The organism is Stenotrophomonas sp. CASM114 (genome assembly GCF_049384325.1).
Lineage (GTDB): Bacteria > Pseudomonadota > Gammaproteobacteria > Xanthomonadales > Xanthomonadaceae > Stenotrophomonas > Stenotrophomonas muris.
On the sequence record NZ_JBMRGJ010000003.1, the window covers coordinates 187,042 to 211,945 of the forward strand.

General features: G+C 65.7%; 23 protein-coding genes. 7 read left to right on the forward strand and 16 right to left on the reverse strand.

The window, feature by feature from the left end; translation table 11 throughout:
• Positions 1-48: 48 nt before the first annotated feature.
• The 4 genes from VG566_RS05420 to VG566_RS05435 form a co-directional block, all read right to left on the reverse strand.
• Complete coding sequence (locus VG566_RS05420; RefSeq protein WP_321210771.1) at positions 49-1,173, reverse strand: TraB/GumN family protein; 1,125 nt, start codon at positions 1,171-1,173, stop codon at positions 49-51.
• On the reverse strand, positions 1,107-2,084 hold the full coding sequence (locus VG566_RS05425) for a hypothetical protein (RefSeq protein WP_241884165.1): 978 nt from the start codon (positions 2,082-2,084) through the stop codon (positions 1,107-1,109). The genes VG566_RS05420 and VG566_RS05425 overlap by 67 nt, the downstream gene beginning before the upstream one ends.
• Positions 2,062-2,763, reverse strand: a complete 702-nt coding sequence (locus tag VG566_RS05430) for a hypothetical protein (protein WP_241884166.1) — start codon at positions 2,761-2,763, stop codon at positions 2,062-2,064. The genes VG566_RS05425 and VG566_RS05430 overlap by 23 nt, the downstream gene beginning before the upstream one ends.
• 85 nt (positions 2,764-2,848) lie before the next feature.
• Entirely contained in the window at positions 2,849-3,022 is a 174-nt protein-coding gene (locus VG566_RS05435) for a hypothetical protein (RefSeq protein WP_241884167.1), read from the reverse strand.
• 502 nt (positions 3,023-3,524) lie between these two features.
• Here VG566_RS05435 and agp point away from each other — a divergent pair.
• Positions 3,525-4,793, forward strand: coding sequence for a bifunctional glucose-1-phosphatase/inositol phosphatase (gene agp / locus VG566_RS05440; RefSeq protein WP_241884168.1), 1,269 nt, complete (start codon positions 3,525-3,527; stop codon positions 4,791-4,793).
• A gap of 9 nt (positions 4,794-4,802) precedes the next feature.
• Here the strand turns inward: agp and VG566_RS05445 are convergent, their stop codons facing one another.
• Both VG566_RS05445 and VG566_RS05450 read right to left on the reverse strand, forming a co-directional pair.
• Positions 4,803-5,801: a polysaccharide lyase gene (locus VG566_RS05445; protein WP_241884169.1), complete on the reverse strand. Its 999-nt coding sequence runs from the start codon at positions 5,799-5,801 to the stop codon at positions 4,803-4,805.
• 145 nt (positions 5,802-5,946) lie between these two features.
• Positions 5,947-7,755 (reverse strand): DUF885 domain-containing protein, encoded by a 1,809-nt coding sequence (locus VG566_RS05450; RefSeq protein ID WP_241884170.1) that lies wholly within the window; start codon positions 7,753-7,755, stop codon positions 5,947-5,949.
• Positions 7,756-7,867: 112 nt separating this feature from the next.
• Between VG566_RS05450 and VG566_RS05455 the strand changes: the two genes are divergently transcribed.
• Together VG566_RS05455 and VG566_RS05460 are read left to right on the forward strand one after the other, a co-directional pair.
• A complete protein-coding gene (locus tag VG566_RS05455; protein WP_241884171.1) occupies positions 7,868-8,224 on the forward strand; it encodes a GFA family protein in 357 nt (118 codons plus the stop codon).
• The gene (locus tag VG566_RS05460; protein ID WP_032956827.1) at positions 8,221-9,036 is read left to right on the forward strand and encodes a DUF4349 domain-containing protein; all 816 of its coding nucleotides are present in this window, start codon (positions 8,221-8,223) and stop codon (positions 9,034-9,036) included. The genes VG566_RS05455 and VG566_RS05460 overlap by 4 nt, the downstream gene beginning before the upstream one ends.
• 31 nt (positions 9,037-9,067) lie before the next feature.
• On the opposite strand, the gene VG566_RS05465 is transcribed toward VG566_RS05460, so the two are convergent.
• Together VG566_RS05465 and VG566_RS05470 are read right to left on the reverse strand one after the other, a co-directional pair.
• A complete protein-coding gene (locus VG566_RS05465) occupies positions 9,068-9,361 on the reverse strand; it encodes a hypothetical protein (RefSeq protein WP_005408721.1) in 294 nt (97 codons plus the stop codon).
• A 68-nt stretch (positions 9,362-9,429) separates the two neighbouring features.
• The gene (locus VG566_RS05470; RefSeq protein ID WP_014646480.1) at positions 9,430-10,374 is read right to left on the reverse strand and encodes a LysR substrate-binding domain-containing protein; all 945 of its coding nucleotides are present in this window, start codon (positions 10,372-10,374) and stop codon (positions 9,430-9,432) included.
• Positions 10,375-10,489: 115 nt separating this feature from the next.
• On the opposite strand from VG566_RS05470, the gene VG566_RS05475 reads away from it, so the two are divergent.
• A complete protein-coding gene (locus tag VG566_RS05475; protein WP_423172603.1) occupies positions 10,490-11,362 on the forward strand; it encodes a DMT family transporter in 873 nt (290 codons plus the stop codon).
• Positions 11,363-11,950: 588 nt separating this feature from the next.
• Here the strand turns inward: VG566_RS05475 and VG566_RS05480 are convergent.
• Entirely contained in the window at positions 11,951-12,853 is a 903-nt protein-coding gene (locus tag VG566_RS05480) for a peptidylprolyl isomerase (RefSeq protein ID WP_241884172.1), read from the reverse strand.
• 136 nt (positions 12,854-12,989) lie between these two features.
• On the opposite strand from VG566_RS05480, the gene VG566_RS05485 reads away from it, so the two are divergent.
• Entirely contained in the window at positions 12,990-13,355 is a 366-nt protein-coding gene (locus VG566_RS05485; protein ID WP_004150914.1) for a PadR family transcriptional regulator, read from the forward strand.
• A complete protein-coding gene (locus tag VG566_RS05490) occupies positions 13,352-14,341 on the forward strand; it encodes a sensor domain-containing protein (protein ID WP_014646483.1) in 990 nt (329 codons plus the stop codon). The genes VG566_RS05485 and VG566_RS05490 overlap by 4 nt, the downstream gene beginning before the upstream one ends.
• Before the next feature lie 110 nt (positions 14,342-14,451).
• Here VG566_RS05490 and VG566_RS05495 read toward each other — a convergent pair whose 3' ends face one another.
• Complete coding sequence (locus tag VG566_RS05495; protein ID WP_142234457.1) at positions 14,452-15,759, reverse strand: polyhydroxyalkanoate depolymerase; 1,308 nt, start codon at positions 15,757-15,759, stop codon at positions 14,452-14,454.
• 93 nt (positions 15,760-15,852) lie between these two features.
• Positions 15,853-16,443: a class I SAM-dependent DNA methyltransferase gene (locus VG566_RS05500; protein ID WP_032956833.1), complete on the reverse strand. Its 591-nt coding sequence runs from the start codon at positions 16,441-16,443 to the stop codon at positions 15,853-15,855.
• A 149-nt stretch (positions 16,444-16,592) separates the two neighbouring features.
• Here VG566_RS05500 and VG566_RS05505 point away from each other — a divergent pair, with 149 nt between their 5' ends.
• A complete protein-coding gene (locus tag VG566_RS05505) occupies positions 16,593-17,048 on the forward strand; it encodes a CopD family protein (RefSeq protein ID WP_014646486.1) in 456 nt (151 codons plus the stop codon).
• A gap of 139 nt (positions 17,049-17,187) precedes the next feature.
• On the opposite strand, the gene VG566_RS05510 is transcribed toward VG566_RS05505, so the two are convergent.
• From VG566_RS05510 to lpxB, 5 genes are all read right to left on the reverse strand, one after another.
• Positions 17,188-18,147 (reverse strand): acetyl-CoA carboxylase carboxyltransferase subunit alpha, encoded by a 960-nt coding sequence (locus VG566_RS05510; RefSeq protein ID WP_241884173.1) that lies wholly within the window; start codon positions 18,145-18,147, stop codon positions 17,188-17,190.
• 113 nt (positions 18,148-18,260) lie between these two features.
• A complete protein-coding gene (locus VG566_RS05515; RefSeq protein ID WP_014646488.1) occupies positions 18,261-19,130 on the reverse strand; it encodes a hypothetical protein in 870 nt (289 codons plus the stop codon).
• Positions 19,131-19,194: 64 nt separating this feature from the next.
• Complete coding sequence (gene dnaE, locus VG566_RS05520) at positions 19,195-22,785, reverse strand: DNA polymerase III subunit alpha (RefSeq protein ID WP_014646489.1); 3,591 nt, start codon at positions 22,783-22,785, stop codon at positions 19,195-19,197.
• Positions 22,786-23,022: 237 nt separating this feature from the next.
• Entirely contained in the window at positions 23,023-23,682 is a 660-nt protein-coding gene (locus VG566_RS05525; RefSeq protein WP_014646490.1) for a ribonuclease HII, read from the reverse strand.
• Positions 23,679-24,881 carry a lipid-A-disaccharide synthase gene (gene lpxB, locus VG566_RS05530; protein ID WP_134967132.1) on the reverse strand — a complete coding sequence of 401 codons (1,203 nt, stop codon included), beginning with the start codon at positions 24,879-24,881 and terminating at the stop codon, positions 23,679-23,681. The genes VG566_RS05525 and lpxB overlap by 4 nt, the downstream gene beginning before the upstream one ends.
• Positions 24,882-24,904 lie beyond the last annotated feature (23 nt).

Here is a 24,904-nt window from a genome sequence, read left to right on the forward strand (position 1 = left end):
TGTGTATCGCGACGTGTCACAGTCCACTTCCATGGGTCTGGCCGAACATCAGTTCACGCTGGTCGGATAGCTTGGAAATGGTTGATCGCCAGCGATTGCTCTAGCATCGGAAGTGTATCCCTCTTCCATAAGCGCGGCGGCCATGCCTTTTGAATGGAGAAGGTCCTCCAATGGCAGGGTGGTGAAAACGATGTTGTGGCGGGAAGTGGTGGAGCGAAGCGCTTCGAGCCAGTGAGTTCGGCTCTCGACATCAAGGTTCAGGTTCATCGTGTTGGCGACTGCATCATTGGTCAGGCGGACCCAACACCGAGAGGGTGATGATGGAGCGTGCAGAAGTACGTCTGCTTCAATGTCTCCATCCGCCCATGCACGACCGATTTCGTCGACTCGATCGAGCCAAGGCTGCAGGCTTGAAGTGGCATCTGCGAAACACCTGCGGTCGAGCGCAGGATCAATGTGGAAATTCTGAATCGTCTGTTTGGCGGCCTTTACCGGCACAGAGAAGCGAGCGTCGACGATAGGCTTCCGGTGCCTTCGGGCTGTCTGGAGGATAGCCTTGGAAAGATGGCTGCCGGTCCTGATTTCGCTGGCCCTCAGTGCGGTGTCATGAGCCTTCCAGGCCGCGTACATCGGGCGCATTCTCTCAATGCTGGTGTCGCGCAGATTATAGCGATGCTTGAGCTCGTTCCATCTCGCATACTCGGCGCCCGTAAGTGCGTCACGCAGCGTTCTGTCGCCGTCGAGGAACTTGAGTTTGCGGATGGAGGGCCACAGCAAGAGGCCGCCAAAAAATCCGCCATCGTGTTCGATTGTCACCCCTGGCGGGCTTAGAACCACGTCGGATGCTGAAATTGCGGCCTCCACGCTGCGGGTATCTATGAATAGGCCCTTCCTGAGAGGTTGAACCGTGCCCAGGACCAGCACGGTTGAATATCCCTTCGTGAACTTCCAGATGCGTGGCCCTGGCCTTGGAGGGGTCGCATGGACGGTGCGAAGGGGAGTAATGCTGGGTTCTTCTTGATCTCTGGCGTATCCATCGGCGGGAGAAAGCGCAATGAGAACAAGGCCTATCAATCCGATTGACGAGGTGCGTAGTCTATCCATGTTCAATCCAGGCATGCTGTGAACATGGGACGCGGATGGGTTCGCTGGTCTTTCGAAAACATGCTCCATGCCGCATCAACTGTGTCGGGGTGAAAGTGCGGGAACCTCGATCTCTGCAGGAGATGCTGTCGGATGTACTGCCAATAGATGATCTGAGGACCCATCTCGCGTTCTAGAAAGCGGAAAATCTCCAATGTGGTCCAGTAGTCAGAAACGTCTGATGGAACAGGCGCTGGCGTGTGGCTCGGATTGATCAGTTCTCCGAGAACAGCGGTTGCCTGAAAATCGTGGTCAACGAGGGATACAACCGGCAGGATGCAACTCCCGGTTCTTCGCGCCATAGCGGCGGTGCCTAGCATGACGTCCAGGCGGTGGCCAAGAAATGGAATACAAAAGGCTTCTTCGCGTAGGCGGTGAACGTCGGGCATCATGATGACAGCTGCCCCGTTCTTCAGGGCGCGAAGTGCTGTAGCGATTCCTTTTGCATTCGAGTGGACAATGCCAGCGCGACATCCGGCGCGATCGAACAGTCGTCGATAGAGATCGTCGAATAGCTCGTTGCCGGAGTGGTTAGTTGGATCACCGTAGAAGATGTAAACATCACGATGGTGGCGAATGCTCTCCATCAGGCGGATGGCAGACAGGATGTAGTGGCCATGATGCGGAAGTGCGATCACAACTCCTCTGTCGCTCGGGAGCCTTTCATTGATTGACGAATAGTCGGAGCGATCAATGCAACGGATGGCTTCGAGAAGTGAATTGCGGTCAAGCTGTGCCAGTTGGGAGCTGATTGTGCTTTTCTGTTGATACCATCGATAGTATGAGTCCAGATCGAGTCCGCTCATTCTGCATGCCGAGTGGATAGCAATCCTTTCGCTGTCGGAGAGATGCAGGCCAAGCTGCTGCTCTGTCTGGATATCGTGTCGAATGGTCACAATCGGGGCGTACTGATCAATCTCACAGGCCTGGCTGTTGCGCATCGCCGGGTTCCTTTCGTGGTTCCGATGCACGGTAAAAACTCTTCAGTTCCCCGTGGATCTGGTCAAATTTCATGGGATTGAAGTCTGGATGCTTCCAGTACATGTGCATCATGGCGGAATGGAAAACGCGCTGGCGGATTCTGCTTTCGGAAAGTCGTGTGCCCGGCCGCCGCTGGCTCTGTGCTGCTTCTGCGAGCCAGTTGCTGCCTATTCGGCGATTGGCATCCAGATGGTCCGAAAGGACGCGCAGCACGGAAACAAGAGGGGAACCGGGAGGTAACGATATTGGGCCTTCATGCGTGCATGCAATGAGGCGAAATCCGTGAAGGTTGTTCAGAATCGCCTCGACCAAGGATAGGAAGCGCTGCTGACCTTGGCGTGATGTCAGGACCGGCGCGTCAACGCTGGATGTAAGTTGGTCGCTGAACACAACGATGATGTGGCGTCCCGGTTTGCGCTCCAGCTTGTGAAGAGCCTCGGATGGGGCTATCGAGTATGCCGAGTCAGCACCAATGATCCCGGTGACCATTCCTCTGTTTGATAGGTCAATGGCACGGTCGATGCTGGAGCGGGTCGTCGCCACAATGATGGCGGTCGACGATGTGATATCTGTTGGGTACGGGAATATCGCATCGCATGGGATATTGGGCTGCTGGGGTGTTAATGCTCTGGTGCTCATTTTATTTCAGTTGTGTGTGATCTTGAGCCTGAATCCGGCAGGTTGGGTTGATGGCACACGTACGAGCCGTGTGCCATCACCTTCCTTATCGCGGATCTTCGTAATTGTTGGACCCGCAGCAGTCGCTGCTGAATGCCGCAACTTTGATGTCATCAAATTCGGCTTCAAAGATGGTGTCCAGCGCGTTTGCGTTTGCGCCGGAGAATTTCATCCACGTTGCGACGGTTTTCGGATCCGAGAGGGTGGCGGATACATTCATGACGTAGTTCCTTTATCGAAGATAAGTGGAAGACCGGGAGCTATTTCTCGGTCGACATCAAGCATGTGCCGTACGCGTGGCACTTGGCTGTCGGTAACCGCAGTCCTGTGCCGTAGGACTTTCACTCGGAACTTCGTGTGGGCCAAGCAGATGATCTGCCGCTCGACGTTTCGAACCCGTTGATTGATCAATGCCGGAGGGCGATCTGGACACAGGTAGAGGCGGGGCATGGCGTGTAATCGTCAGATTCGCGCAACGTTTGGTGATGCTTGCGATCGGAAGTAGTTGGAGGTGCTGGAACCTGGTGCGCCCAGATACTTGGGGGCACGGTGGGCTTGTCACGACAAAAGACCTCCGCGTGCGGTTGAAGCCGGAACAGTTCGACTCTCTTGAGACTGCCGCTTGGTGGCGCTGCCGAGCGGCTGGACATCGCCATGGAGGTGCACAATGCAGGGATGCATCCGCCGGATCTGCGATACCCTTCGCACCGGAGCAGTGGATAATGCAGGCTCATCCGTTCCAGGTCACCGCGATGTATTTCCGCCTATTGCGTCGTCTACCGCTGGTGATGATGCTGGTCATGGCTGCACCGGGCATGGCAGCGAGTGGAGCGGCGGACGGTGTAGGTAATGACCAGCTCGAGCAGGTCGTCCTGCTCAGCCGCCACAACCTGCGCGCGCCGGTGGTGGCGTCGGGCGCCCTTGCCCATGCCACGCCGGAGCGCTGGCCACGCTGGGACGTATGCCCCGGCGAGCTGACCACCAAGGGCGGCGTGCTGGAAGTCTACATGGGGCGCTACATCGGCCAGTGGCTGCGCCAGGCGCAATTGTTGCCGGCGTCGGGTTGCCCGCAGCCGGCTGACTTCCACGCCCATGCCAACAGCCTGCAGCGTACCCAGGCCACCGCGCAGTTCTTCATTGCCGGTGCGTTTCCGGGCTGCCATGTTGCGGTCGAACAGCGCATGGCGCTGGGGACGATGGATCCGCTGTTCGACCCGGTGATCCACAACGATGACGCGGCATTCCGCAAGCGCGCGCTGGCGGCAATGCAGCAGGCGCTGACAGCATCGGATCTGGCACCCGCACTGTCCGTGGTGGAGGAAATCACCCGTTACCCGCAGTCGGCGGCCTGTACGGGGCGCAGCGACTGTCATCTGGTGCTGGGCGACACGACCTTCAATGCGGAGCCGGGCAAGGAGCCACGCGCTTCGGGTTCACTGGCACTGGCCAGCGGTCTGGTCGATGCCCTGCTGATGGAGCATTACCAGGGAAGTGGCGTTCCGCGCGAAGGTTGGGGCCGCTTGAACACGGAAGGCCAATGGATGGCGTTGGCGCAGATCCGCAACCGCTACCAGGACATCCTGTTCGGAACACCCGCGGTGGCGCGTGACGTGGCCGCTCCGCTGTTGGCGCGCGTGGATGCGTCGTTCGGTGATCCGGCGTCGCCGAAGGTGACCCTGCTGGTCGGCCATGATTCCAATATCGGTTCGGTGCTGGCGGCGATAGGAATCGGTGACTACAGCCTGCCAGGCCAGTTCGAGAAGACGCCGATCGGTGGCCTGCTGCAGTTCGAGCGTTGGCGCGACCGCCAGGGCGGTGGCGAGCGGTTCCGCCTGGCCTACGTCTATCCGACCACCGCGCAGCTGCGCGATGCCGTGCCGCTGACCGAGGCGCAGCCGCCGGGACGCGTCGCACTGCCCTTGCCGGGCTGTGACCGGCAGGGCTGCAGCCGTGCGCAGTTCCAGCAGCTGCTACAGCGGGCCCGTCGCTGAAACAGGGGGCTATCGCGGCGGCGTGCGCACGATGCCCTGCGCAGCCATCAACGTAAGGTCGCCGCCCAGCCGTGGGGAACGGAACGGTCCGCGTGCATGCGCGGCATCGAACAGGCCGCCATCGGGTGAGCGCAAGCGGTAGAACTCGACCCAGCCGCTGGCCTGCAGGGGCAGCTGTGCAACGCCGGTGTGTTCGTTGAACCATGCAGGGTCCTTGCTGCCTTCGATGACGCGGCGGGCAAGGCGGTCAATGGCGCGATCCCTGCTGGCGTACCAGTCCTGGCCGCGCAGCCGTGCCAGCTCGGCCATCATCACCAGCGGCGCCAATGCGTAGTCGTGGTAGTGCAGGGCGCGTTGCCCGCGCGCCATCTCCAGCGGCAGGCTGCCATCGTCCTGGATGTCATCGACGCCCTTCTGGAAGGCGGCGTGGCCGGCTTGCCACAGGGCATCGTCGTCGGTGGCCAGTCCGGTGGCCAGCACGCCCAGACCGCCCCAGTAGTAGTGGTTGTTGCGGCGCCGTTTCGGATTGTTCCAGTACGCCAGGTTGGCCCGGGCCAGCCTCTGCAACCACGGATCGATGCGCGCGCGCTGCCGGGCATCTGCCTGGTCGTGCACCTTCAGGTAGGCCATCGCTACCGCATCGAGCATCCACTGCCGCATGTAGAACGACTGGTTGTTGTTGACCCGGATCATCTGCCCGAGCATGGCGCCGTCGTCGGCCCACGCACCCAGCCAGGCCAGTGTGCATTGCGCCGCCGCCCGGTCACCGGTGCGCAGGTAGTCATCGCTCATGCGTGCCACGTCGGCGGCATAGCGGTCCAGCGGTGCAGTGGCGTCCTTGTTCTGCTGCTGCAGTGCCGGGTCGATCACCGAGCCGACCTTGTCGGTGTAGTAGCCAAGCGCGCGGATGTCCGGCTGGCCGGGCGGCGGCGCGGGGCAGGTGGCGAAGGCACCCGCACTGGCCAGCAGCGTGGGCAGCAGCGCGAGGCGAAGCAAGGGGAGAGACATTGGAAACCGGCGTAACGGGGAATCCGGCGAACGATGCGCCCGGCCATGTTGCCGGCATGTGATGCGGCGATGGCGTGGCGATGCTGCACAAACAGAACGGCCCGGGTTTGCCCGGGCCGCTCCGTTTCACCTCACACCGGTTCGATCACTCGATCGGCTGGTCCAGCATCAGCTGGCGTGCGAAACGCACCGGCGGTGCGCCGTAGGACAGTACCTGGTCGTGGTACGCCTTCAGGTTGAACTTGTCGCCCAGCTTTTCCTGCACCGCCTTGCGGGTGTCGAAGTGTTCCTGCGCACCCACGAAGTAGGTCGGCAGCTGCGCCGAGGTCAGCTGCGCGCGCACCCACTTGCCGGCCGCTTCGCTTTCCTGCTGGAACGCGTCGTGGGTCATCAGGTGCATCGCCTTCTCGCGATCCCAGTTGTCCACGTGCACGCCCTGGTCGAGGATCGCGTTGGAGATCGTGCGCAGGTAGAACTTCAGCTGCACCAGGTGGAACAGCGGGTCGTTGTCGAGGTAGCCCTGCTCCTGCATCATGCGCTCGGTGTAGACCGCCCAGCCTTCGGCGAACAGGCCCGAACGCAGCACCGCACGCAGGGTGGAGGGGAACTTGGCCGAGTGCCAGCCTTCCAGGTAATGGCCCGGGGTGCCTTCGTGGATGCTCAGCAGGTGGATCATGCGCGAGTTGTATTCACGCAGGAACGAGTCGACGTGCTTCTCGTTCCAGTCGTCCGGAATCGGCGACACGGCGTAGAAGGTCTTCAGGTTCTTGTCCAGCGGGCCCGGAGAATCGCAGTAGGCCACGGCCACGCCACGCTGGAATTCCGGCATCAGGATGATGTCCACCGGCGCGTCGGGCAGGGTCACCAGGTCGTGCTCGCGCACGAACGCGGTGGACTGCTCCAGCGCGGCCTTGGCATCATCGACCACCTTGTCGCGCGCCGGCTTGTCGGCGTAGGCCAGTTCCAGTGCGGCCTCGATCGCCTTCTGCTGCTGCTCGTCGGTCGGCTGGGCCGGCATCTCCGGCGCACCCGGCTTGTCCTTCAGTACGGTCTGCGCGATGCCGTACATGTCCTCGCGCACGCGCTTGAGTTCGGCGCGTGCACGCTCACCGATCTCCCGGCGCGACAGCGAGGAGCTCAGCGCGAACTTCAGCTTCTGGTCGTACTTTTCCGCACCAATGCGGAAGTCGCCCTTGGCGTTCGGCACCAGGGTCTTGTCCAGCCAGGTCTGCTGCTCGTCCACGGCCTTCTTCAGGCCGTCGATGGCGGCCTGCAGGCGCTGCTGGTCGGCCTGCGGCAGTTCGCCGATGTGCGGGGTGATGAAGGTATCGACGATGCTGAGGATGCCCTTGTTCTGCTTGGCCACCGTCTCGGCATGGATCTTCGGAACGCGGGCCGGATCCAGGTTCTCGCGTGCCTGGGCGAAGATCGCCGGCAGCTTTTCCATGCGCGCGGTCGCCGACTTCAGGCGTTCCGGCAGCGGCGCGAACTCGCGGGCCATCAGGCCATAGATCGCGCTGCCGGCGATGCCGTTGTACAGCTGCGGGTCCCACTTGCCGGACTGGAGCACTTCGGCGTTCCAGATTTCCGACTGCAGCTGGTTGCGCAGGATCGCCGCGTCCACCTGGTTCTCGCGGCCCAGCTTGGCCACCTCGATCTTGTCCAGCTCGCCCAGCAGCGCCTTGTAGGCGGCCACGGTCTTCTGCTGGCCAGCGGCGCTCAGGTCGTCCAGTTCGCTGTCGTAGCGGTGGTCACCGACCTGGGTGGCGCTGACCGGCGACAGCTGCATCCAGGTGTCCAGGGCGCGCTTGGACAGATCGGCGAAGGCGGCATCGACCGCCGCGTCACCGGCCTGCTGGCTGGTGGCCGGGGTGGAAGCGTTGGTCGGGGCGTCGGCAGGCTGGCAACCGGCCAGCGCAGCGACCAGGGCGAGGGCAAGAAGATGCGGGCGCATCGGCATTCCTGTACTGGGTCAAACCCTGAGCATAGGGCCCCGTCGCTGCTTTGTCCCCGTGCCATAGGATTACCATGGACGGTTTCAAGGACCCTCCAAAGGAGCGCAGGACATGGAATACCAGGGAAGCTGCCATTGCGGCAGGATCGCATTCACCGTACAGGCCGAGGCGCCGATCAGCGACGTCATCGACTGCAACTGCTCGATGTGCCGCCGTCGCGGCAGCCTGCTGTGGTTCGCCCCGCGCGAGGCGTTCCAGCTGGCCACCGATCCGGCTGACGTTGCCACCTACCACTTCAACAAGGCGCATATCGACCACCACCACTGCCGCCAATGCGGTATCGCCCCCTACAGCGAAGCGGTCGATCCGCGTACCGGCACACCGATGGTGGCGGTGAACGTTCGCTGCGTGCCGCAGGTCGATCTGGCCGGTCTTTCGGTGACCTCCTACAACGGAGCCGCGCTGTGAGGCCGCTGTGCGCGTGGACGCGCACGCTGGCAGTGCCGGTGCTGCTGTTGGCACTGGCAGCCTGCGCCAAGAACGGTGAGCGCGCTGCAGAGGCGGGCGCGACCGCGGCCGATGCCGCTGTTGCTTCGCCGGAAGGCGCATTCCTGGCCTACGAACATGACGTGCAGGTGCAGCTGGAGGCGGCGCAGATCGCACCGCGCATCCAGCAGATCGCCCAGGCCTGCCAGAGCGCGAAGTTCGGCGACTGTGCAGTGTTGCAGGTCGACCAGCGCGGCGGCGAGCAGCCCAGCGGTGAAGTGAAGGTGCGCATCGCGCCGAAGGGCACCGAGCCGCTGATCGCGATGGCCGGTGAGGGCGGCACGCTGCAGTCGCGCAACACGCGCGCGGAGGACCTCGCGCAGGAAGTAGCGGACACCGCGCTGACCAAGTCCCGGCTGGAGAAGGAACACGCGCGGCTGTTGTCCTACCAGGACCGCAAGGACCTGAAGATCGAGGACCTGATGGCGATCACCACGCGGCTGTCGGAGATCGAAGCAGGCGTCGAGCAGGCCAACAAGGATGCCGCACAGCAGCGTCGGCGCATCGATACCCAGCTGGTGACGATCCACTTCGACACCACCTCGGGCCAGCGCAGCCGCAGCGAGATCGGCGAGGCGCTGAGCGAGTCGGGCAGCATCCTCAGCGGCAGCATTGCGTTCCTGATCCGCGCCGTCGCCGCGTTGCTGCCGGTGGGTGTGCTGGCCCTGGTCGTGGCCTGGGGTGTGCGGGCGTGGTGGCGTCGCCGCCGTCGCACGCTGCCGCCCACCCGCTGAGGTGACGGCTGATGCCGGCAGGGAGCCGGCGTCAGCCCTCGTCGGTCTCGTACTCGACGAACACATCCAGCTCCAGCGCCAGTTCCTGCACCGCGTCGCGCACCTTCTGCGCGGTGCTTTCATTGCCGACTTCCACTTCCAGCTCGTGGATGCCCGGGCCGATGTCATCGGACAGCCCGGCCGAACTGGAATCGTCGTCGTCCATGTGCGGCATCAGGTCGTCGGTTTCCTCGACATGTTCGATGCCCTCCAGGCCGAGCAGCAGGTCGCTGATGGCGCGGGCGTCGTCTTCGGTTCCGGTGATGCGCAGTCGCAGCATGGCCATGGCGTAGGTACGTTGTGGAGTTGCCTGCAGCCTAGCCAGCGCCGGGCAAAGAACGGGTGAGGGCGCAGTCAGGCGCGTGTGGCCGGGCGTCCGAGCAGGCTGTCCGGCAATGCGGGAATCGGCGTGCGTTCGTCCTGCGCCTGCTCCAGCAACCAGTCGATGAACAGGCGTGCGGCCGGGCTCGGCGGTTGTCCTTCGGCGTGCACCACGTGATACGCATAGCGCGCCTTCAGCGCCGGGCCGGGCAGGCGTACCACCTCGTAGCGCTGCAGGTAGGGCTGCGCGATGTGGGTACGTGCCAGCACCGCGCCCATGCCGTACACCGCTGCACGCATCGCATCGGTGCTGTCGGCGAAGGTGTGCATCGGCGGCAGCGGCGAGGGCGGGCGCACGCCGGCATGACGGAACCAGTCGCGCCAGCCCTGCGGCGACAGGTCGGTCAGCAGCGGCAGGTCGGCGATGCGCGCCGGATCGACCAGTGCTTCGACCCCGGCCAGCGCCGGCGAGGCCACCGGGAACAGGTAGTCGTCCATCAGGTGCTGCGCACGCAGGCCCGGCCACTGGCCCAGACCGTAGCGGATGCCGACTTCCGGCCCATTGTCGTCGTAGCGATCCAGGCCGCTGCCGGTGTGCAGCTCGATGCGGATGTGCGGATGGGCCTGGGTGAAGCGCGGCAGCCGTGGCAGCAGCCAGCAGTAGGAGAGCGAGCGCAGCGTGGTGATCCGCAACGGCACGCTGTCGGCATCCGGCTGCAGGTGATGGGCGACGGCCGCAACATCGGTGAAGGCGGCGCTGGCGGCGTCGGCCAGTTGCCGGCCCTCGGCGGTCAGGCGCACGCCGCGGGCGTGGCGCAGGAACAGGCGTACTTCCAGCACTTCTTCCAGCCGGCGCACATGGTGGCTGACCGCGCTGGCGGTCAGGTGCAGCTCCTGCGCGGCCTGGGCGAAGTTCTGGTGGCGCGCGGCGACCGCGAACACGGCCAGTGCGGGGAGCAGGGAAGGGCGTAGCTGCATGTCGAGCCTCAAACCATATTTGTGGCTGGCAGCGATACTACGCGCTTGTGCGGCAGGCGTCTGCGCCCGATCCTGTCTGCCTTGACGAGGAATTGACGATGGACGGAGGCGAGGCATGAATGCGGTCCCACAGGCAGCCGAGCGCGACTGGCGCACACCGCTGGAATTGACCCTGCTGGGCGCCATCTGGGGCTGCTCGTTCCTGTTCATGCGGGGGGCGGTGCCGTCGTTCGGCCCGTTCGCGCTGGTCGAGGTGCGGCTGGTGCTGGGCGCGCTGGTGCTGCTGCCGTTCCTGTGGCGTGCCCGCGCGCAGTTCCCACCGCGGCGCTGGCTGTGGCTGGCACCGATCGGGCTGATCAACTCGGCGCTGCCGTTCGTGCTGTTCGCCTACGCGGCCGAGCGAGCCCCTGCGGCGATCGGCGCCATCTGCAATGCGATGACCGTGCTGTTTGCCGCGCTGATCGCCTTCCTGTTCTTCGGCGAGAAGATCGGCATGCGCCGCGCGGGCGCGTTGCTGGTCGGCTTCGCCGGCGTGGTGGTACTGGCCACGGCCAAAGTCTCGGGCCTGAGCATCGGCACTGCAGTGCTGGCTGGTGCGGCGGCCTCGCTGCTGTACGGCCTGGGCGTGAACCTGGTGAAGCGGCACATGACCGGCCTGCCCTCGGCGGCGGCCGCTGCTGCAACGCTGTCGTGTGCCTCGCTGTGGATGCTGCCGATGGCGGTGACCCACTGGCCGCAGGCGGCGATTCCACTGAAGGCGTGGGGCGCGGCGATTGCCTTGGGCGTGGCCTGCACCGGGCTGGCGTTCCTGATGTTCTACCGCCTGATCGGTCGTATCGGCCCGTCGCGGGCGTCGACGGTGACCTACCTGATTCCGCTGTTCGGTGCGGCGTTTGCGTGGTTGTTCCTGGGTGAGCCGGTGACGTTGCAGATGTTGATTGCCGGTGTGTTGATTCTGGGGAGCGTGGCGGTGAGTCAGAAGGGCTGAGCGCGCCGACGCACTGGTAGTGCCGGGCGCTGCCCGGCAGCTCTTTTCCGCGCCTGCGGAGAGGTGTCACTTTCTTTGCTCGTGCAAAGAAAGTAACCAAAGAAACACGCCGCCAGGCCGCGAGCCGGTGCTGCGCACCGGTGCCCTGCGCTCCTCGGCCCGTCGAGGGACGGCGCGGGAACTCGCTGCGCTCAGACACCCGCGCCTCTTCGCCCTCGCCAGACCTGCGGTGCTCGGCTCGCTCAAGGCGGACTGGAAGGTCAAGATCAACAGCAAAAGCATCCACGCATTGCGTGGATCTTCTGGGTGCAGCTGTGGCCTTTGAACTGGGTCCGCCTTGAGCGACCCGAGCATCGCAGGGGAATCAGGGGCGAAGAGGTGCCGATGTCCTGTAGAGCCGACTGCTAGTCGGCTGCCTTGTGCACACCGTCCCCTGATTCACCGAGAAGCGCAGGGGACCGACGTGCGAAACACGGCGGCTCGCGACCTGGCGGCGCGTTTCTTTTGGTTACTTTTCTTTGCGTACAAAGAAAAGTAACGCCCATGAACAGTGAAGCACCTTCAGCACGCGTCACGCGCAGGAAACCATCAGCGCACCGGCACCGGAATATTGCACAGATCGATATGCCCGGCCGGACGCTTGTAGAAATCATCCACGCGGTTGCGCCGCGCCTCCACCGTATCGGCGAAGGTCTTCGAGTCGGTACGCAGTACCTGGATCGGCGTGCGCTCGGCTGCCGGCACGTCGCTGGCGCGGCGGATCGACACGATCGGCGTGCGCAGTGTCGGGTCGGTGTAGAAGCCCATCGGCGCCGGCCCGCGCGGCGTCGCGCTGAGCAGTTCCATGCCCTTCAGCACGCGACCGACCAGGGTGATGTTGCGGTCCAGCTGGCGCGGCGACTGTCCGGTCACCACGTACAGTTCGGCACCGATGCTGCTGTCTTCCTCGTTGCTGCGGCCCGCGCCCAGCATGCCGTAGCAATGTGCCAGCCAGGCCTTGCCGGCCTGCGGGTCCTGGCCGACCGGGAAGCCGTCGACAAAACCGGTCTGCGCGGCCCAGCCATCGCGATCCGGCAGCACGCTGACCTTCAGGCCGGCGCTGGCGCGTTCGAACTCGGCCGGCAGCTTGCGCGCGGCGCTGCCGAACGGCTTGGCCTTGGCAGCGTCATCGGCGTCGGCATCGCCGAACTGCACCACGAAGTTGTCCTGCGAGCGGTAGATGCTGGTGCTGTCCCAGAAGTGCTCGTGGGCGAAGGTCTGGATGTTGGCGACATGGCGCGGGGCGAACTGCGGCGCCAGCTCGATGATCACCCGTCCGGCCGGCAGGTCCATGTACAGCAGGTTGGCCGGGTCCGGGGTGCGCCAGTCGCTGGCGGCCGAAGCGTCCAGGATCTGCTGCGGGCTGCGGTAAGGCGAGGCCGCGCTGGCCATGGCGGGCAACAGGCAGGCCAGGGCGAGGGCGGTCAGGGCAAGGCGACGACGGTGCGGCATGGGAACCCCGGAACATGAACGAGGCTTCGATTCTGCGCGAGCGGCCTGGTCTCGCCAACCGGCACGATGACTAACGACACATTCGCTATACCGAACTTCGCACTACTGTGGACTTCAACGTAGTGGAGGGCCGGTCATGTCCGAGGACGATGTCCACCTGAAGAAGTTCCAGAAGGAGCTCAGCGCCGGAACGGTGTCGCTGGCCCTGCTGGCGGTGCTGGCCCGGGCCGGGGAGCCGCTGTACGGCTACCTCATTGCCAAGGAGCTGGAGCGGGTGGGCGAGGGCGTGCTGAGCGGCAAGCAGAGCGCGCTGTACCCGGTACTGCGCAACCTGGAGGGCGCCGGCCTGCTGGAAAGCCATGTGGAACCTTCCAGCAGCGGGCCGCCGCGGCGCTACTACCGCATCAACGAACGTGGCCGCGAGGTGCTGGCGCAGTGGCGCCAGGCCTGGCAGGCCACCCGCGATTCCGTCGATTCCGTGTTGGAGGGGGTACCGCAATGAACGACCCGAGCCTGGCAGGCCGCGCCCTGCCCACGACCATCCCGCAGTACCTGGCGCAGCTGCGCGCGGCGCTGGAAGGTGCCGATCCGGCGATGGTGCAGGACGCGCTGTACGACGCCGAGGAATACCTGCGCTCGGAGCTGGCGGCGCAGCCCGGCCGCAGCGAGGCCGAGGTGATCGCCGACGTTGCCGGCAGCTATGGCGCGCCGGATGAAGTGGCCGACATCTACCGCGAGACCGAAGTGACGGTGAACCGCGCGCTGCGTACGCCGCGTGCGGATACCGCGCCGGTGCTGCGTGCAGCGGCGGAAGCCAGTGGCGTCGAGCCGGCCTCACCGCCGCAGGCGCCGGTGCAGCGTTCGCTGCTGGCGCGCTTCTTCGGCGTGGTGACCGATCCGCACACCTACGGTGCGCTGTTCTACATGCTGCTGTCGCTGGCCACCGGCATCTTCTTCTTCACCTGGGTGGTGACCGGCCTGTCATTGTCGCTGGGCCTGCTGATCCTGATCATCGGCATTCCGCTGACCGTGCTGTTCTTCGGCTCGGTGCGCGGGCTGGCGCTGCTGGAAGGACGGCTGGTGGAAGCGCTGCTGGGCGAGCGCATGCCGCGCCGCCCGCGTTACACCGACCGCAGCCGCACCTGGCTGCAGCGCATCGGCGACATGTTCACCGATGGCCGTACCTGGCTGACGCTGCTGTACTTCGTGCTGATGCTGCCGCTGGGCGTGATCTACTTCACCATCGCGGTGACGCTGCTGTCGCTGTCGCTGAGCCTGATCTGGGCGCCGGTCGCGGCGATCTTCAGTGGTGACATCCCCGGCGTGTACATCAACGACGTGAATGTGCTGCCGATGGCGGCCTCGCCGCTGGTGGCGATCGCGGTTGCTGCGGCGGGCGCACTGCTGCTGGTGCTGACGATGCACCTGGCACGCGGCATCGGCAAGCTGCATGGGCTGATTGCCAAGAACCTGCTGGTGCGGTTGTAACAGGCCAGGGGTCGGATCCCTGTTCGCAGAACAGGGCTCTGACCCCGGATCCCATCATGCTGGGGTCAGAGCCCTTTCCGTTGGAAAGGGATCCGACCCCGGGCGGGGCATTACCCCGCCTTGCGCCGCAACGGGGTGACGTTGCTCTTCTTCTTCGCGGCCTTCGCCGCCGGGGCTTCGGCATGCGCGGCGAAGAAGTCGCGCACCTTCGGGTACACCACCTCGCGCCAGCGACGGCCGCTGAAGATGCCGTAGTGGCCGGCACCTTCGACGATGAAATGCTCACGGCGGTCCGCAGTGATGCCGGTGCACAGCGCCTGCGCGGCCTCGGTCTGACCAAGGCCGGCGATGTCGTCCAGCTCGCCTTCGATGCTCAGCAGCGCGGTATCGCGGATCGCCGACGGATCGACCTTCTCGCCGTTGACCACCCACTCGCCACGCGGCAGCAGGAAGTCCTGGAACACCACGCGGATGGTATCGAGGTAGTACTTGGCCGGCATGTCCAGCACCGCGTTGTACTCGTCGTAGAAACGACGGTGCGCGTCGGCGTCTTCCAGGTCGCCCTTGACCAGGTCGGTGTAGAAATCCCAGTGCGAGCTGAAGTGGCGGCTCGGGTTCATCGACAGGAAGCCGGCGTGCTGCAGGAAGCCCGGGTACACGCGGCGGCCGGCACCCGGATAGCTGGCCGGCACGGTGTGGATGACGTTGTTCTCGAACCACGACAGCGGGTTCTGCGTGGCCAGGTTGTTCACTGCGGTCGGGCTGCAGCGCGCATCGATCGGGCCACCCATCATCACCAGCGTGCGCGGCGTCGGTTCACCACGGCTGGCCATCAGTGAAACCGCGGCCAGCACCGGTACGGTCGGCTGGCACACGCTCACCACGTGCAGGCGTTCCACGCCGAGGTGGCGGATGAACTCCTGGATGTAGGCGATGTAGTCATCCAACCCGAACTCGCCTTCGCTGGCCGGCACCATGCGCGCGTCGACCCAGTCGGTGACGTACACGCGGTGGTCGCGCAGCAGCGTGCGCACGGTGTCGCGCAGCAGCGTGGCGTGGTGGCCGGACAGCGGCGCTACCACCAGCACGAACGGCTGGTTGAGCATGGTGTGCAACTGGTCGGCTTCATTGCTGTGGCGCTTGAAGCGCAGCAGCTTGCAGAACGGCTTGCTCACTTCCTCGTGCACGACGATCGGCACGCGCTCGCCATCGACGTCGATTTCGTTGATGCCCCACTCGGGCTTCTCGTAATCCTTGCCGATGCGGTGGAAGAGTTCATTGACCGCCGCCAGGCGATCAGCACCGGGCATCTGCGACCACCAGTGGCCCTGGTTGGCGAAGAACCTGGCGTTGGCCTGGGCCTGGTGCACCCAGGGGGCGAGCAGGTTGCGGGTCAGTTCGTGCAGTTGATAGAGCATGACGACCGAATATGTATGGTCATATGTTGCCGCGCAGCATATCCCATCCGGGTGTCCCGCAGGTTAAGCCGGCTGAAAATAATGAATCCGGATTCACATCCGTTCCAGCGCGGCCGCATCGCCTGCCAGGGCGGGGCCGAGCCAGCAGTGCGACCCTACCGGCTGCAGGCCCTGGCCGGCCAGCGTGCGGCGGTACCAGCGCGCCGGTCGGGCCTGGAAGCCGTCGTGGTCGCCTTCGAACGCGTCCTCGGCGGCGAAGGTCTCCAGGAAGGCCACGCCGCCGGTCAGCTCGGCCACGCCGGCCAGTCCTGCACGCAGCTCGCGGTCGGGCACGTAGTGCATCACGTCCGAACACACCAGCAGGTCAACCGGGGCACAGGGCCGCAGCCAGGCGAAGTCGCCGAAGCGGGCCAGGTGCAGGTTGCGGGTCCTGCCGTAGCGGCGCACAGCGTACTCGCTGCTGTCGAAGCCGAGATATTCGACCTTCGGACGCAGCTTCAGCAGCGGCGCGCGCCAGGCGCCTTCACCGCAGCCGATATCCAGCACGCTGCGGATCGGCCGCTCCAGGTAGTACTCGGCGCTGGCCACGGCCAACGCCACCTTGCGCGCCAGGCGGGCGCTGCCGCCGATGTCGGCACGGCGGTACCAGCGTTGGAAGTAGGCGGCGTCGTAGGTCTTGTCCATGGGGCGGTGCGCGATCGGGGAAAACGGCGCCTATCGTACGGTGTTGCGGCGCGCCATGCGTCGATGTGTCGCGGCGCGCGTGCCTGCGGCGGCTTCGCCACGGCATGCGAGAATGGCCGCCAACCTACGCCAGCCGCCGGAGCGAGCGCATGCAGAGCTACTACTGGGTCAAGACCTTCCACATCGTGTTCGTGGTGGCGTGGATGGCCACGGTGTTCTACCTGCCGCGCATCCTGGTGAACCTGGCCGAGACCGCGGGCCAGCCGGCGGTGACCGAGCGCCTGCAGCTGATGGGCCTGCGCCTGTACCGCTTCGGCCACTCGATGTTCGGCCTGGCGTTCCTGCTCGGCCTGGTGCTGTGGCTGGGCTACAAGGTCATCCCCGATTTCCCGACCATGGTGGCGCCGGGAGCTGCCGGCTGGCTGCACGCCAAGCTGGGGCTGGTGGTGGTGCTGCTGGTGTACTTCGGCTGGACCGGCCGCCTGCTCAAGGGCGTGGCCAAGGGCCGGGCGCTGCCGTCGTCGCGCGCGCTGCGCTGGATCAACGAGATCCCGCTGCTGGCGTTCATTCCGATCGTGTGGCTGGTGCTGGCCAAGCCGTTCTGAGGCGGGGTCACCTGCGTCCGGTAGATCCACGCCATGCGTGGATGCTGTCAGGGCGCAAACGAAGGAGCCGGGCAAATGCCCGGCTCTTTCATTTCTGCAATCACCTCGTGTTGCCGGCCAGCGGCCGGCACTACCGGGCTTAGGCTGCTTCGTACGTGCCGTAACTGCGCAGGCGCGCGTAGCGCTGCTCCAGCAGCTGTTCGGTGGACAGCTTGTCCAGCGCGTCCAGTTCGTTCAGCAGCACGGCCTTCAGGCGCTTGGCCATCTGCGTCGGGTTGCGGTGGGCGCCACCGGTCGGCTCGCGCACGACCTTGTCGACCAGGCCCAGGCTCTTCAGGCGCGGCGCGGTCAGGCCCAGCTGTTCGGCCGCTTCCTTGGCCTTGCCCGCGTCCTTCCACAGGATCGAGGCGCAGCCTTCCGGGGTGATGGTCGAGTACACCGCGTATTCCAGCATCACGGTGCGGTCGCCCACACCCAGTGCCAACGCACCGCCGGAGCCGCCTTCACCGATCACGGTGCAGATGATCGGCACCTTCAGCTCGGCCATCTCGATCAGGTTGCGCGCGATCGCTTCGGACTGGCCGCGCGACTCGGCGTCGATGCCCGGCCAGGCGCCGGCGGTGTCGATCAGGGTCAGCACCGGCAGGCCGAAGCGCTCGGCCATCTTCATCAGGCGCAGTGCCTTGCGGTAACCCTCCGGCTTGGGCATGCCGAAGTTGCGCTTGATCTTTTCCTTGGTGTCGCGGCCCTTCTGGTGGCCGATCACCATTACCGCGCGGCCATTGATGCGGGCCAGGCCGCCCATGATCGCCTTGTCGTCGGCGAAGGCGCGGTCACCGGCCAGCTCCTGGAACTCATCGAACATGACGCGGAGGTAGTCGGCGGTGTACGGGCGCGACGGGTGGCGGGCCAGTTGCAGCACCTGCCACGAGGTCAGGTTGCGGAAGATCTGCGCGGTGCGCAGGCGCAGCTTGTCCTGCAGCGCGTGCACTTCCGCCTCGACATTGACCGCCGGCCCGGCACTGGCGTTGCGCAGCTCCTGGATCTTGGCTTCCAGGTCGGCGATGGGTTGCTCGAAGTCGAGGTAGTTCGGATTCATCGGAAGCCGTCGTGTAAAGAAGGGGGGAATTCTAGCCGAATGCGTGCAAACCACCCGTACGCCTTCGTCTGGAAGGCGACGGTAGCGCAGCCGGGCGGGGGGCGCCAGTCAGCTCAGGGCACCACCAGGGCGCTGCGGCCCATCAACTGGCTGCGCTGGGAGACGAAGTCGTTGTAGGCCTCGTTGGCTTCCCGGCCAAGGCCGCTGCCCAGGGTGGCAGTGGCCGAGGTGAAGGCCATCTGCGCGGCGAAATCCTGCTTGCGCAGGGCCTTCTGTTCATCGGCGGTGGTGGCCTTCAGCCAGCGCGCGTAGACCTCGCGCAGGGGCGCGGCGTGGGCCTCGAAGGCCGGCACCAGCGCCGGCAGGCTGGCCGGGGCCGGTTCCAGGCTGTAGGCCGGGGCCACGTAGCCACCTGGTTGTTCGCGCTTGAACGCGCCGGGCTCGCCCATGCCTTCTTCCACGTAAGCGATGAAGTCGGGAGCGGTGAACACCTTGGCCACGATCTGGCCGCCGCTGGAATCAACGTGGGCCACCACCTTTTCCTTGGGGAAGGGTTCGCGCACGCCGTAGGTCCAGGTCTTGTCGATGAACAGGTCGTGGCGCTTCTCGAACGGGCCTTCGAAGTCGACGCCGCCGAGCTGGATACCGCTGTTGCCGACGCCGAAGTTCTTCACCTTGCTCTCGTCGGTGACGTAGATCTCGCGGGCGATCACATACTCGCTGAGGGTCGGATTGATCAGCCCGCCACGACCGTCGACGTAGACGATGAAGCGCACATCACCGAGCTTGTCGGTATGCAGGCGATGCTCGCCGACAGCGAGCGAGACCGGGCGCGAGCCCTGTGCGGCCACCGGCAGGTCCTGGCCGTCGATGCTCAACGCCAGCGGCGTGTCGGTCGGGTTGTCGATCTGGAACTCGATCTTCGACGGGGAGCAGGCGGCCAGGGCCAGTGCGGCAGCGAACGGGAACAGCAGGGTCTTCATCGGCAATCGTCCTTGATACTTGGAACGGGGAAACAGGGGAGACAGCACAGCCAGGGAGCCAGCCTCAGCTGGCCCATGGCGGGCTGTAGCGCACCTTGAGCGTGCGCACGGCCGGGTCGGCGCGCAGCGCCTCCATCAGCTTGGAATCGATGCGTACCGCGCTCTGCCCGGACACATCGAGCATGCCGGCGACGCCGCCGTGCGGCCCCTTCAGCAGCAGGTCAAGGCGCAGTGGCGTCCGTCCCGGGCGATGGCGGTCGAGCAGCGCATCGATGCGCTCCCAGACCGGGCGCTGCTGGCGCAGGTCCAGGCGCAGCGACAGCCGCGTGGCGTAGTTGGCGCAGACCTCATCGAAGTCCCAGCACTGGCGGATGCGCAGCGCGAAGCCGCCGTTGAACTCGTCCTCGCGCAGGCCGCCCTTGACCACCAGGATGCGGTCCTTGGTCATCAGGTGGCCGAACTCGGCCATCGCGTCGGAGAACGCGCTGCACTCGACGCGGCCACGTCCGTCCTCAAGCTGGATGAAGATCTGGCTTTCGCCCTTGCGGCGCACGCCGACCACCTGGCCGGCCAGCACCGTCTGCACTTCCGGGCGCCAGCGCTTTTCGCCGCCGCCGCCACCACCGCTGTTGGCGCTCCAGATCTTCTCCACCGAACCCAGGTCATTGCCGACCAGGTCGCGCACATCGTCGCGCCAGGGATCGAACGGGTGGCCACTGAGATAGAAGCCCAGCGTGTCGCGCTCGCCGTTCAGGCGCTGCAGCAGCGGCCACTCCTCGGCTTCGGGCAGGTCCAGCTGGATCGTGGTCGCGCTCGGGTCCGGGCCACCGAACAGCGAGTTCTGTCCCGAAGCCCGCTCGCGGGCCATCTGGTCGGTAGCCTTGATCACCTCCGGCAGCTGCAGCATCAGCGAGGCACGGTTGCGGCCGAGCTCGTCCAACGCACCACAGTTGATCATCGCTTCCAGCGTGCGCCTGTTGAGCTTGGCCGAACCAACGCGCGTGCAGAAGTCGAGCAGGTCCTTGAACGGGCCGCCCTTCAGCCGCTCCTCGACCACCGCCTCGCAGGCACCCTGGCCGACGCCCTTGATCGCCCCAAGGCCGTACTGGATGGTGTCCGGCGTCACCGCTTCGAACATGAAGGCCGACTGGTTCACCTTGGGCGGCAGCACGGTCAGGCCGAGGTTGCGCACCTCGTCGAGGAAGCCGACCACTTTGTCGGTGTTGTCCAGATCGGACGACAGCGTGGCCGCCATGAACTCAGCCGGGTAATGGCGTTTCAGCCAGGCGGTCTGGTAGCTGACCAGCGCGTAGGCAGCGGCGTGCGACTTGTTGAAGCCGTAGCCGGCGAACTTCTCCATCAGGTCGAAGATTTCGTCGGCCTTGGGGCCATCGACGCCGCCCTTGGCTGCACCTTCGCGGAAGATCTCGCGGTGCTTGGCCATTTCGGCCGGTACCTTCTTGCCCATCGCGCGGCGCAGCAGGTCGGCGCCGCCCAGCGAGTAGCCGCCGACGATCTGCGCCATCTGCATGACCTGCTCCTGGTACACCATGATGCCGTAGGTGTCCTTCAGGATGGCTTCGGTGCGCGGATCGGGATAGATGATCTCTTCCTGGCCGTGCTTACGCGCATTGAAGGAGGGAATCAGGTCCATCGGGCCGGGGCGGTACAGCGACACCAGCGCGATCAGGTCTTCGAAACGGTCGGGGCGCGCATCCTTCAGCAGGCGGCGCATGCCCGAGGATTCGAACTGGAACACCGCGCCGGTATTGCCGTTGGCGAAGATGTCCCTGTAGGTGGGCGTGTCGTCCAGCGGGATCGCGGCGATGTCCACCGGCGGGATGCCGGCGCGCTCATGGCGCTTGTTGATCGCCTTCACCGCCCAGTCGATGATGGTCAGCGTGCGCAGGCCCAGGAAGTCGAACTTCACCAGGCCCACTTCTTCCACGTCGTTCTTGTCGAACTGGGTGACCGGGTTCTTGCCGAGGCCGTTCTCGTCGTGTTCGGCGTACAGCGGGCAGAACTCGCTCAGCGGCTCGGGCCCGATCACCACGCCACCGGCGTGCTTGCCGGCGTTGCGGGTCAGGTCTTCCAGCTGCAGCGCCAGGTCGATCAGGTCGCGGACATCGTCCTCGGTCTCGTAGCGCTGGATCAGTTCGGCCGACGCCATCTCAGAGCTCGGGCCTTCCTTGCCCTTGCCCAGCGCATCTTTCAGGTGGATGCCCAGAATGTTCGGGATCAGCTTGGAGACGCCGTCGACCAGGCCGTACGGGAAGCCGAGCACGCGGCCGGAGTCGCGCACCACCGCCTTGGCGGCCATGGTGCCGTAGGTGATGATCTGGCTGACGCGCTCGCGCCCGTACTTGCGGGCGACGTAGTCGATCACCTCGTCGCGGCGGTCCATGCAGAAGTCGATGTCGAAGTCGGGCATCGACACGCGTTCCGGGTTCAGGAAGCGCTCGAACAGCAGGTTGTACGGCAGCGGGTCCAGATCGGTGATCTTCAGCGCCCACGCCACCAGCGAACCGGCACCCGAACCACGGCCGGGGCCGATCGGAATACCCTGGTTCTTGCCCCACTGGATGAAGTCGGCCACGATCAGGAAGTAGCCCGGGAAGCCCATCTTGATGATGGTGTTGAGCTCGAATTCCAGGCGCTCGAAATACTCTTCGCGGGTCTTGCCCGGCGCCAGCGGATTCTTCTCCAGGCGCTCTTCCAGGCCATCGCGCGACATCTTCTGGATCCAGGTGTCCAGCGTCTCGTCGTCCGGCACCGGGTAGTTGGGCAGGAAGTAGGTGCCCAGCCGCATCTCGATGTTGCAGCGCTCGGCCAGCGCCAGCGTGTTGTCGATCGCATCGGGGATGTCGGCGAACAGCGCGCACATCTCCTCGGCCGACTTCAGGTACTGCTGGTCGCTGTATTCGCGCGGGCGCTTGGGGTCGTCCAGCACGCGGCCGGTGGAAATGCACACGCGCGCTTCGTGCGCGCTGAAGTCCGACGGCGACAGGAAGCGCACGTCGTTGCTGGCCACCACCGGCAGGCCACGCTGGCCGGCGGCCATCAGCGCGAACTGGTTGAAGGTTTCCTCGCCCTCGCGGCCGGTGCGGGTCAGCTCCAGGTGCAGGCCATCGCCGAACACGCGCTGCCAGTCGGCCAGCTGCTGCTCGGCCAGTTCATGCTTGCCGTCCAGCGCCAGGCGCCCGGCCAGGCTCTGCCGCCCGGCCAATGCGAACAGGTTGGCGTTGCCGGCCTTCAGCCAGTCCGGGTGCACGGCCACGCCGCCCTCGGGGCGATGGCCTTCCATCCAGGCGCGGGTCAGCAGCCGCGACAGGCTCAGGTAACCCTCGCGGTCGCGGCACAGCAGGGTCATCCGCCACGGGTCCTGGCCTTCCTCGGCGATCAGCACGTCGGCACCGGCGATCGGCTTGATGCCCACGCCTTCGGCGGCCTTGTAGAACTTGACCAGGGCGAACAGGTTGTTGAGGTCGGTCACCGCCAGCGCGGGCAGGCCGAGTTCGACCGAGCGCGACAGCAGGTTGGCCTGCTTGGCCTTCTTCGGGTCCGCCTGGTCCGGTTTGGCCGGCACACGGATGGTGGAGTCCGCCAGCGAGAACTCGGTGTGGACGTGGAGATGTACGAAGCGGGAGTTGGACATGCCGGACCAGGTTGGAGCGCGCGGGCCCCGGGTGCTGACGGACGATCGTCGCCGGGGTCGGGAAGCGCTGGAATGCCCGGTCAGGGTAGCGAGGGCAGGGGGTTGCCACAAGGCTTGACAGGGGCACGGCGTGGCGCCGGATTCAGGCGTGCGGGAGGCCGCCTTCTGTAGAGCCGAGCCCATGCTCGGCTGTCCACAGCAGCCGAGCATGGGCTCGGCTCTACAACTCCAGCAGGCTCAGGCGATGGCCGCCGCCTGCGTCAGGCCCAGGCACTCACGCACCGGGGCGAAGCTGCGCCGGTGCTCCATGCAGGGGCCGTGCTCGCGCAGGGCGGCCAGGTGGGCCGGGGTGCCATAGCCCTTGTGCTGTTCGAAGCCGTACTGCGGGTGGCGGGTATGCACGTCCTGCATGTAACGGTCGCGCGAAACCTTGGCCAGGATCGAGGCGGCCATGATCGCGCGGTCGATGCCATCGCCGCCGACCAGCGCCTGCGCCGGCAGCACCAGGCCCTTGGGCACCACGTTGCCATCGATGCGGGCGAAGCCGGCCACATGGGCAACCGCTGCAACGACGTCACGCATGCCCTGCAGGGTGGCCTGGTAGATGTTCAGGCGGTCGATGGTGTCCACGTCCACCAGCACCACGTGCCAGGCCAGGGCACGCTCGATGATGCGGTCATGCAGCTGCTCGCGGCGGGCCGCCGTCAACTGCTTGGAATCGTCCAGGCCGTTGATGCGTGGCCGTGACGGATCGAATACCACCGCCGCCACTGCCACCGGCCCGGCCAGCGGGCCACGTCCGGCCTCGTCGACGCCAGCGACCAGGCGTTCCGGCTCGACCACCGTCGCGCCGTCGAACAGGGCCAGGCTGGCCGCTGCGGCGTGACGGCGGCTCATGCCTGCGCCTGGTCGCGCATCAGCAGTTCGCCGACGGCATCGGCGGCACGCGCCGAAGCATTGCGGCGCAGGCGCTCGTGCAGTCGCACGTACGTGTCCTGCAGGTCGATCACCCGCTGCGGGTGGTCGAACCATTGCTGGATGGCCGCGGCCAGCCTGTCCGGCGTGCAGTCGTGCTGCATCAGCTCCGGCGCCAGGTCCTGGCCGGCCAGGATGTTGGGCAGGGCGAAGCGGTCGACCTTGATCAGGCCCAGCGCCTTGACCAGGCGATAGGTCAGTTCGTTGACGCGGTAACCGACGACCATCGGCCGCTTCACCAGCATGGCTTCCAGGGTCGCGGTGCCGGAGGCCAGCACCACCACGTCGGCGGCGATCATCGCGTTGCGCGCCTGGCCATCCAGCACGTGCGAGTAGGCCACCGGCAATGCCGAGCGCGACAGCTGTTCTTCGATCAGCTGCCGGCAGGCCGGGTTGGCGGCAGGCACCACCACATGCAGGCCCGGAATGCGTTCAGAGACCTGCCAGGCGGCTTCGAAGAAGGGTTCGCCCAGGCGCGAGATCTCGCCCAGGCGGCTGCCCGGCAACACCGCCAGCACCTTGGCCGAGGTCGGCAGCCCGAGCGCGGCACGGGCTTCCTCGCGGTTGCCCTGCAGCGGAATGTCATCGGCCATCGGGTGGCCGACGAAGCGTGCGTCGATGCCGTGCCTGGCATAGATCGGCGGTTCCATCGGGAACAGGCACAGCACCAGGTCCGCGCTGCTGCCGATCTTCTCGGCGCGCTTCTCGCGCCAGGCCCAGACCGAGGGACTGACGTAATGCACGGTGCGCACGCCGCGTTGCTTCAGCCAGCGCTCGATGCCCAGGTTGAAGTCGGGTGCGTCGATGCCGATGAACACGTCCGGCTGCCATTCCAGGGCGCGCTGGCGGAACGCCGAGCGCAGCTTGAGCAGCCGCGGCAGGTGGCGCAGCACTTCGGTCAGGCCCATCACCGCCAGCTCGCTGGCATCGTGCCAGGTCTGGCAGCCGGCGCTGCGCATGGCATCGCCGCCAATGCCGGCGAACTCGGCATTCGGGAAGCGCGCCTTCAGTTCACGCACCAGGCCCGCACCGAGCAGGTCGCCGGACGCTTCGCCGGCAACCAGCGCGATCCGCAACGGGCGCTCGCTGAGCACCCGCTGTGCGGGAACGCTGCCGGCCATCGAGGCCAACGGAATCACCGCGG

Coding starts and splice junctions, on each gene's coding strand:
- dnaE (WP_014646489.1), bottom strand. CDS start 22,785: ATGTCCAACTCCCGCTTCGTACATCTCCACGTCCACACCGAGTTCTCG.
- VG566_RS05525 (WP_014646490.1), bottom strand. CDS start 23,682: ATGAGCCGCCGTCACGCCGCAGCGGCCAGCCTGGCCCTGTTCGACGGC.
- VG566_RS05455 (WP_241884171.1), top strand. CDS start 7,868: ATGGAATACCAGGGAAGCTGCCATTGCGGCAGGATCGCATTCACCGTA.
- agp (WP_241884168.1), top strand. CDS start 3,525: ATGCAGGCTCATCCGTTCCAGGTCACCGCGATGTATTTCCGCCTATTG.
- VG566_RS05435 (WP_241884167.1), bottom strand. CDS start 3,022: ATGAATGTATCCGCCACCCTCTCGGATCCGAAAACCGTCGCAACGTGG.
- VG566_RS05510 (WP_241884173.1), bottom strand. CDS start 18,147: ATGAATCCGAACTACCTCGACTTCGAGCAACCCATCGCCGACCTGGAA.
- VG566_RS05495 (WP_142234457.1), bottom strand. CDS start 15,759: ATGCTCTATCAACTGCACGAACTGACCCGCAACCTGCTCGCCCCCTGG.
- VG566_RS05430 (WP_241884166.1), bottom strand. CDS start 2,763: ATGAGCACCAGAGCATTAACACCCCAGCAGCCCAATATCCCATGCGAT.
- VG566_RS05500 (WP_032956833.1), bottom strand. CDS start 16,443: ATGGACAAGACCTACGACGCCGCCTACTTCCAACGCTGGTACCGCCGT.
- VG566_RS05490 (WP_014646483.1), top strand. CDS start 13,352: ATGAACGACCCGAGCCTGGCAGGCCGCGCCCTGCCCACGACCATCCCG.
- VG566_RS05425 (WP_241884165.1), bottom strand. CDS start 2,084: ATGCGCAACAGCCAGGCCTGTGAGATTGATCAGTACGCCCCGATTGTG.
- VG566_RS05480 (WP_241884172.1), bottom strand. CDS start 12,853: ATGCCGCACCGTCGTCGCCTTGCCCTGACCGCCCTCGCCCTGGCCTGC.
- VG566_RS05485 (WP_004150914.1), top strand. CDS start 12,990: ATGTCCGAGGACGATGTCCACCTGAAGAAGTTCCAGAAGGAGCTCAGC.
- VG566_RS05475 (WP_423172603.1), top strand. CDS start 10,490: ATGAATGCGGTCCCACAGGCAGCCGAGCGCGACTGGCGCACACCGCTG.
- VG566_RS05465 (WP_005408721.1), bottom strand. CDS start 9,361: ATGGCCATGCTGCGACTGCGCATCACCGGAACCGAAGACGACGCCCGC.
- VG566_RS05505 (WP_014646486.1), top strand. CDS start 16,593: ATGCAGAGCTACTACTGGGTCAAGACCTTCCACATCGTGTTCGTGGTG.
- lpxB (WP_134967132.1), bottom strand. CDS start 24,881: ATGGCCGGCAGCGTTCCCGCACAGCGGGTGCTCAGCGAGCGCCCGTTG.
- VG566_RS05445 (WP_241884169.1), bottom strand. CDS start 5,801: ATGTCTCTCCCCTTGCTTCGCCTCGCGCTGCTGCCCACGCTGCTGGCC.
- VG566_RS05470 (WP_014646480.1), bottom strand. CDS start 10,374: ATGCAGCTACGCCCTTCCCTGCTCCCCGCACTGGCCGTGTTCGCGGTC.
- VG566_RS05450 (WP_241884170.1), bottom strand. CDS start 7,755: ATGCGCCCGCATCTTCTTGCCCTCGCCCTGGTCGCTGCGCTGGCCGGT.
- VG566_RS05420 (WP_321210771.1), bottom strand. CDS start 1,173: ATGGAGCATGTTTTCGAAAGACCAGCGAACCCATCCGCGTCCCATGTT.
- VG566_RS05515 (WP_014646488.1), bottom strand. CDS start 19,130: ATGAAGACCCTGCTGTTCCCGTTCGCTGCCGCACTGGCCCTGGCCGCC.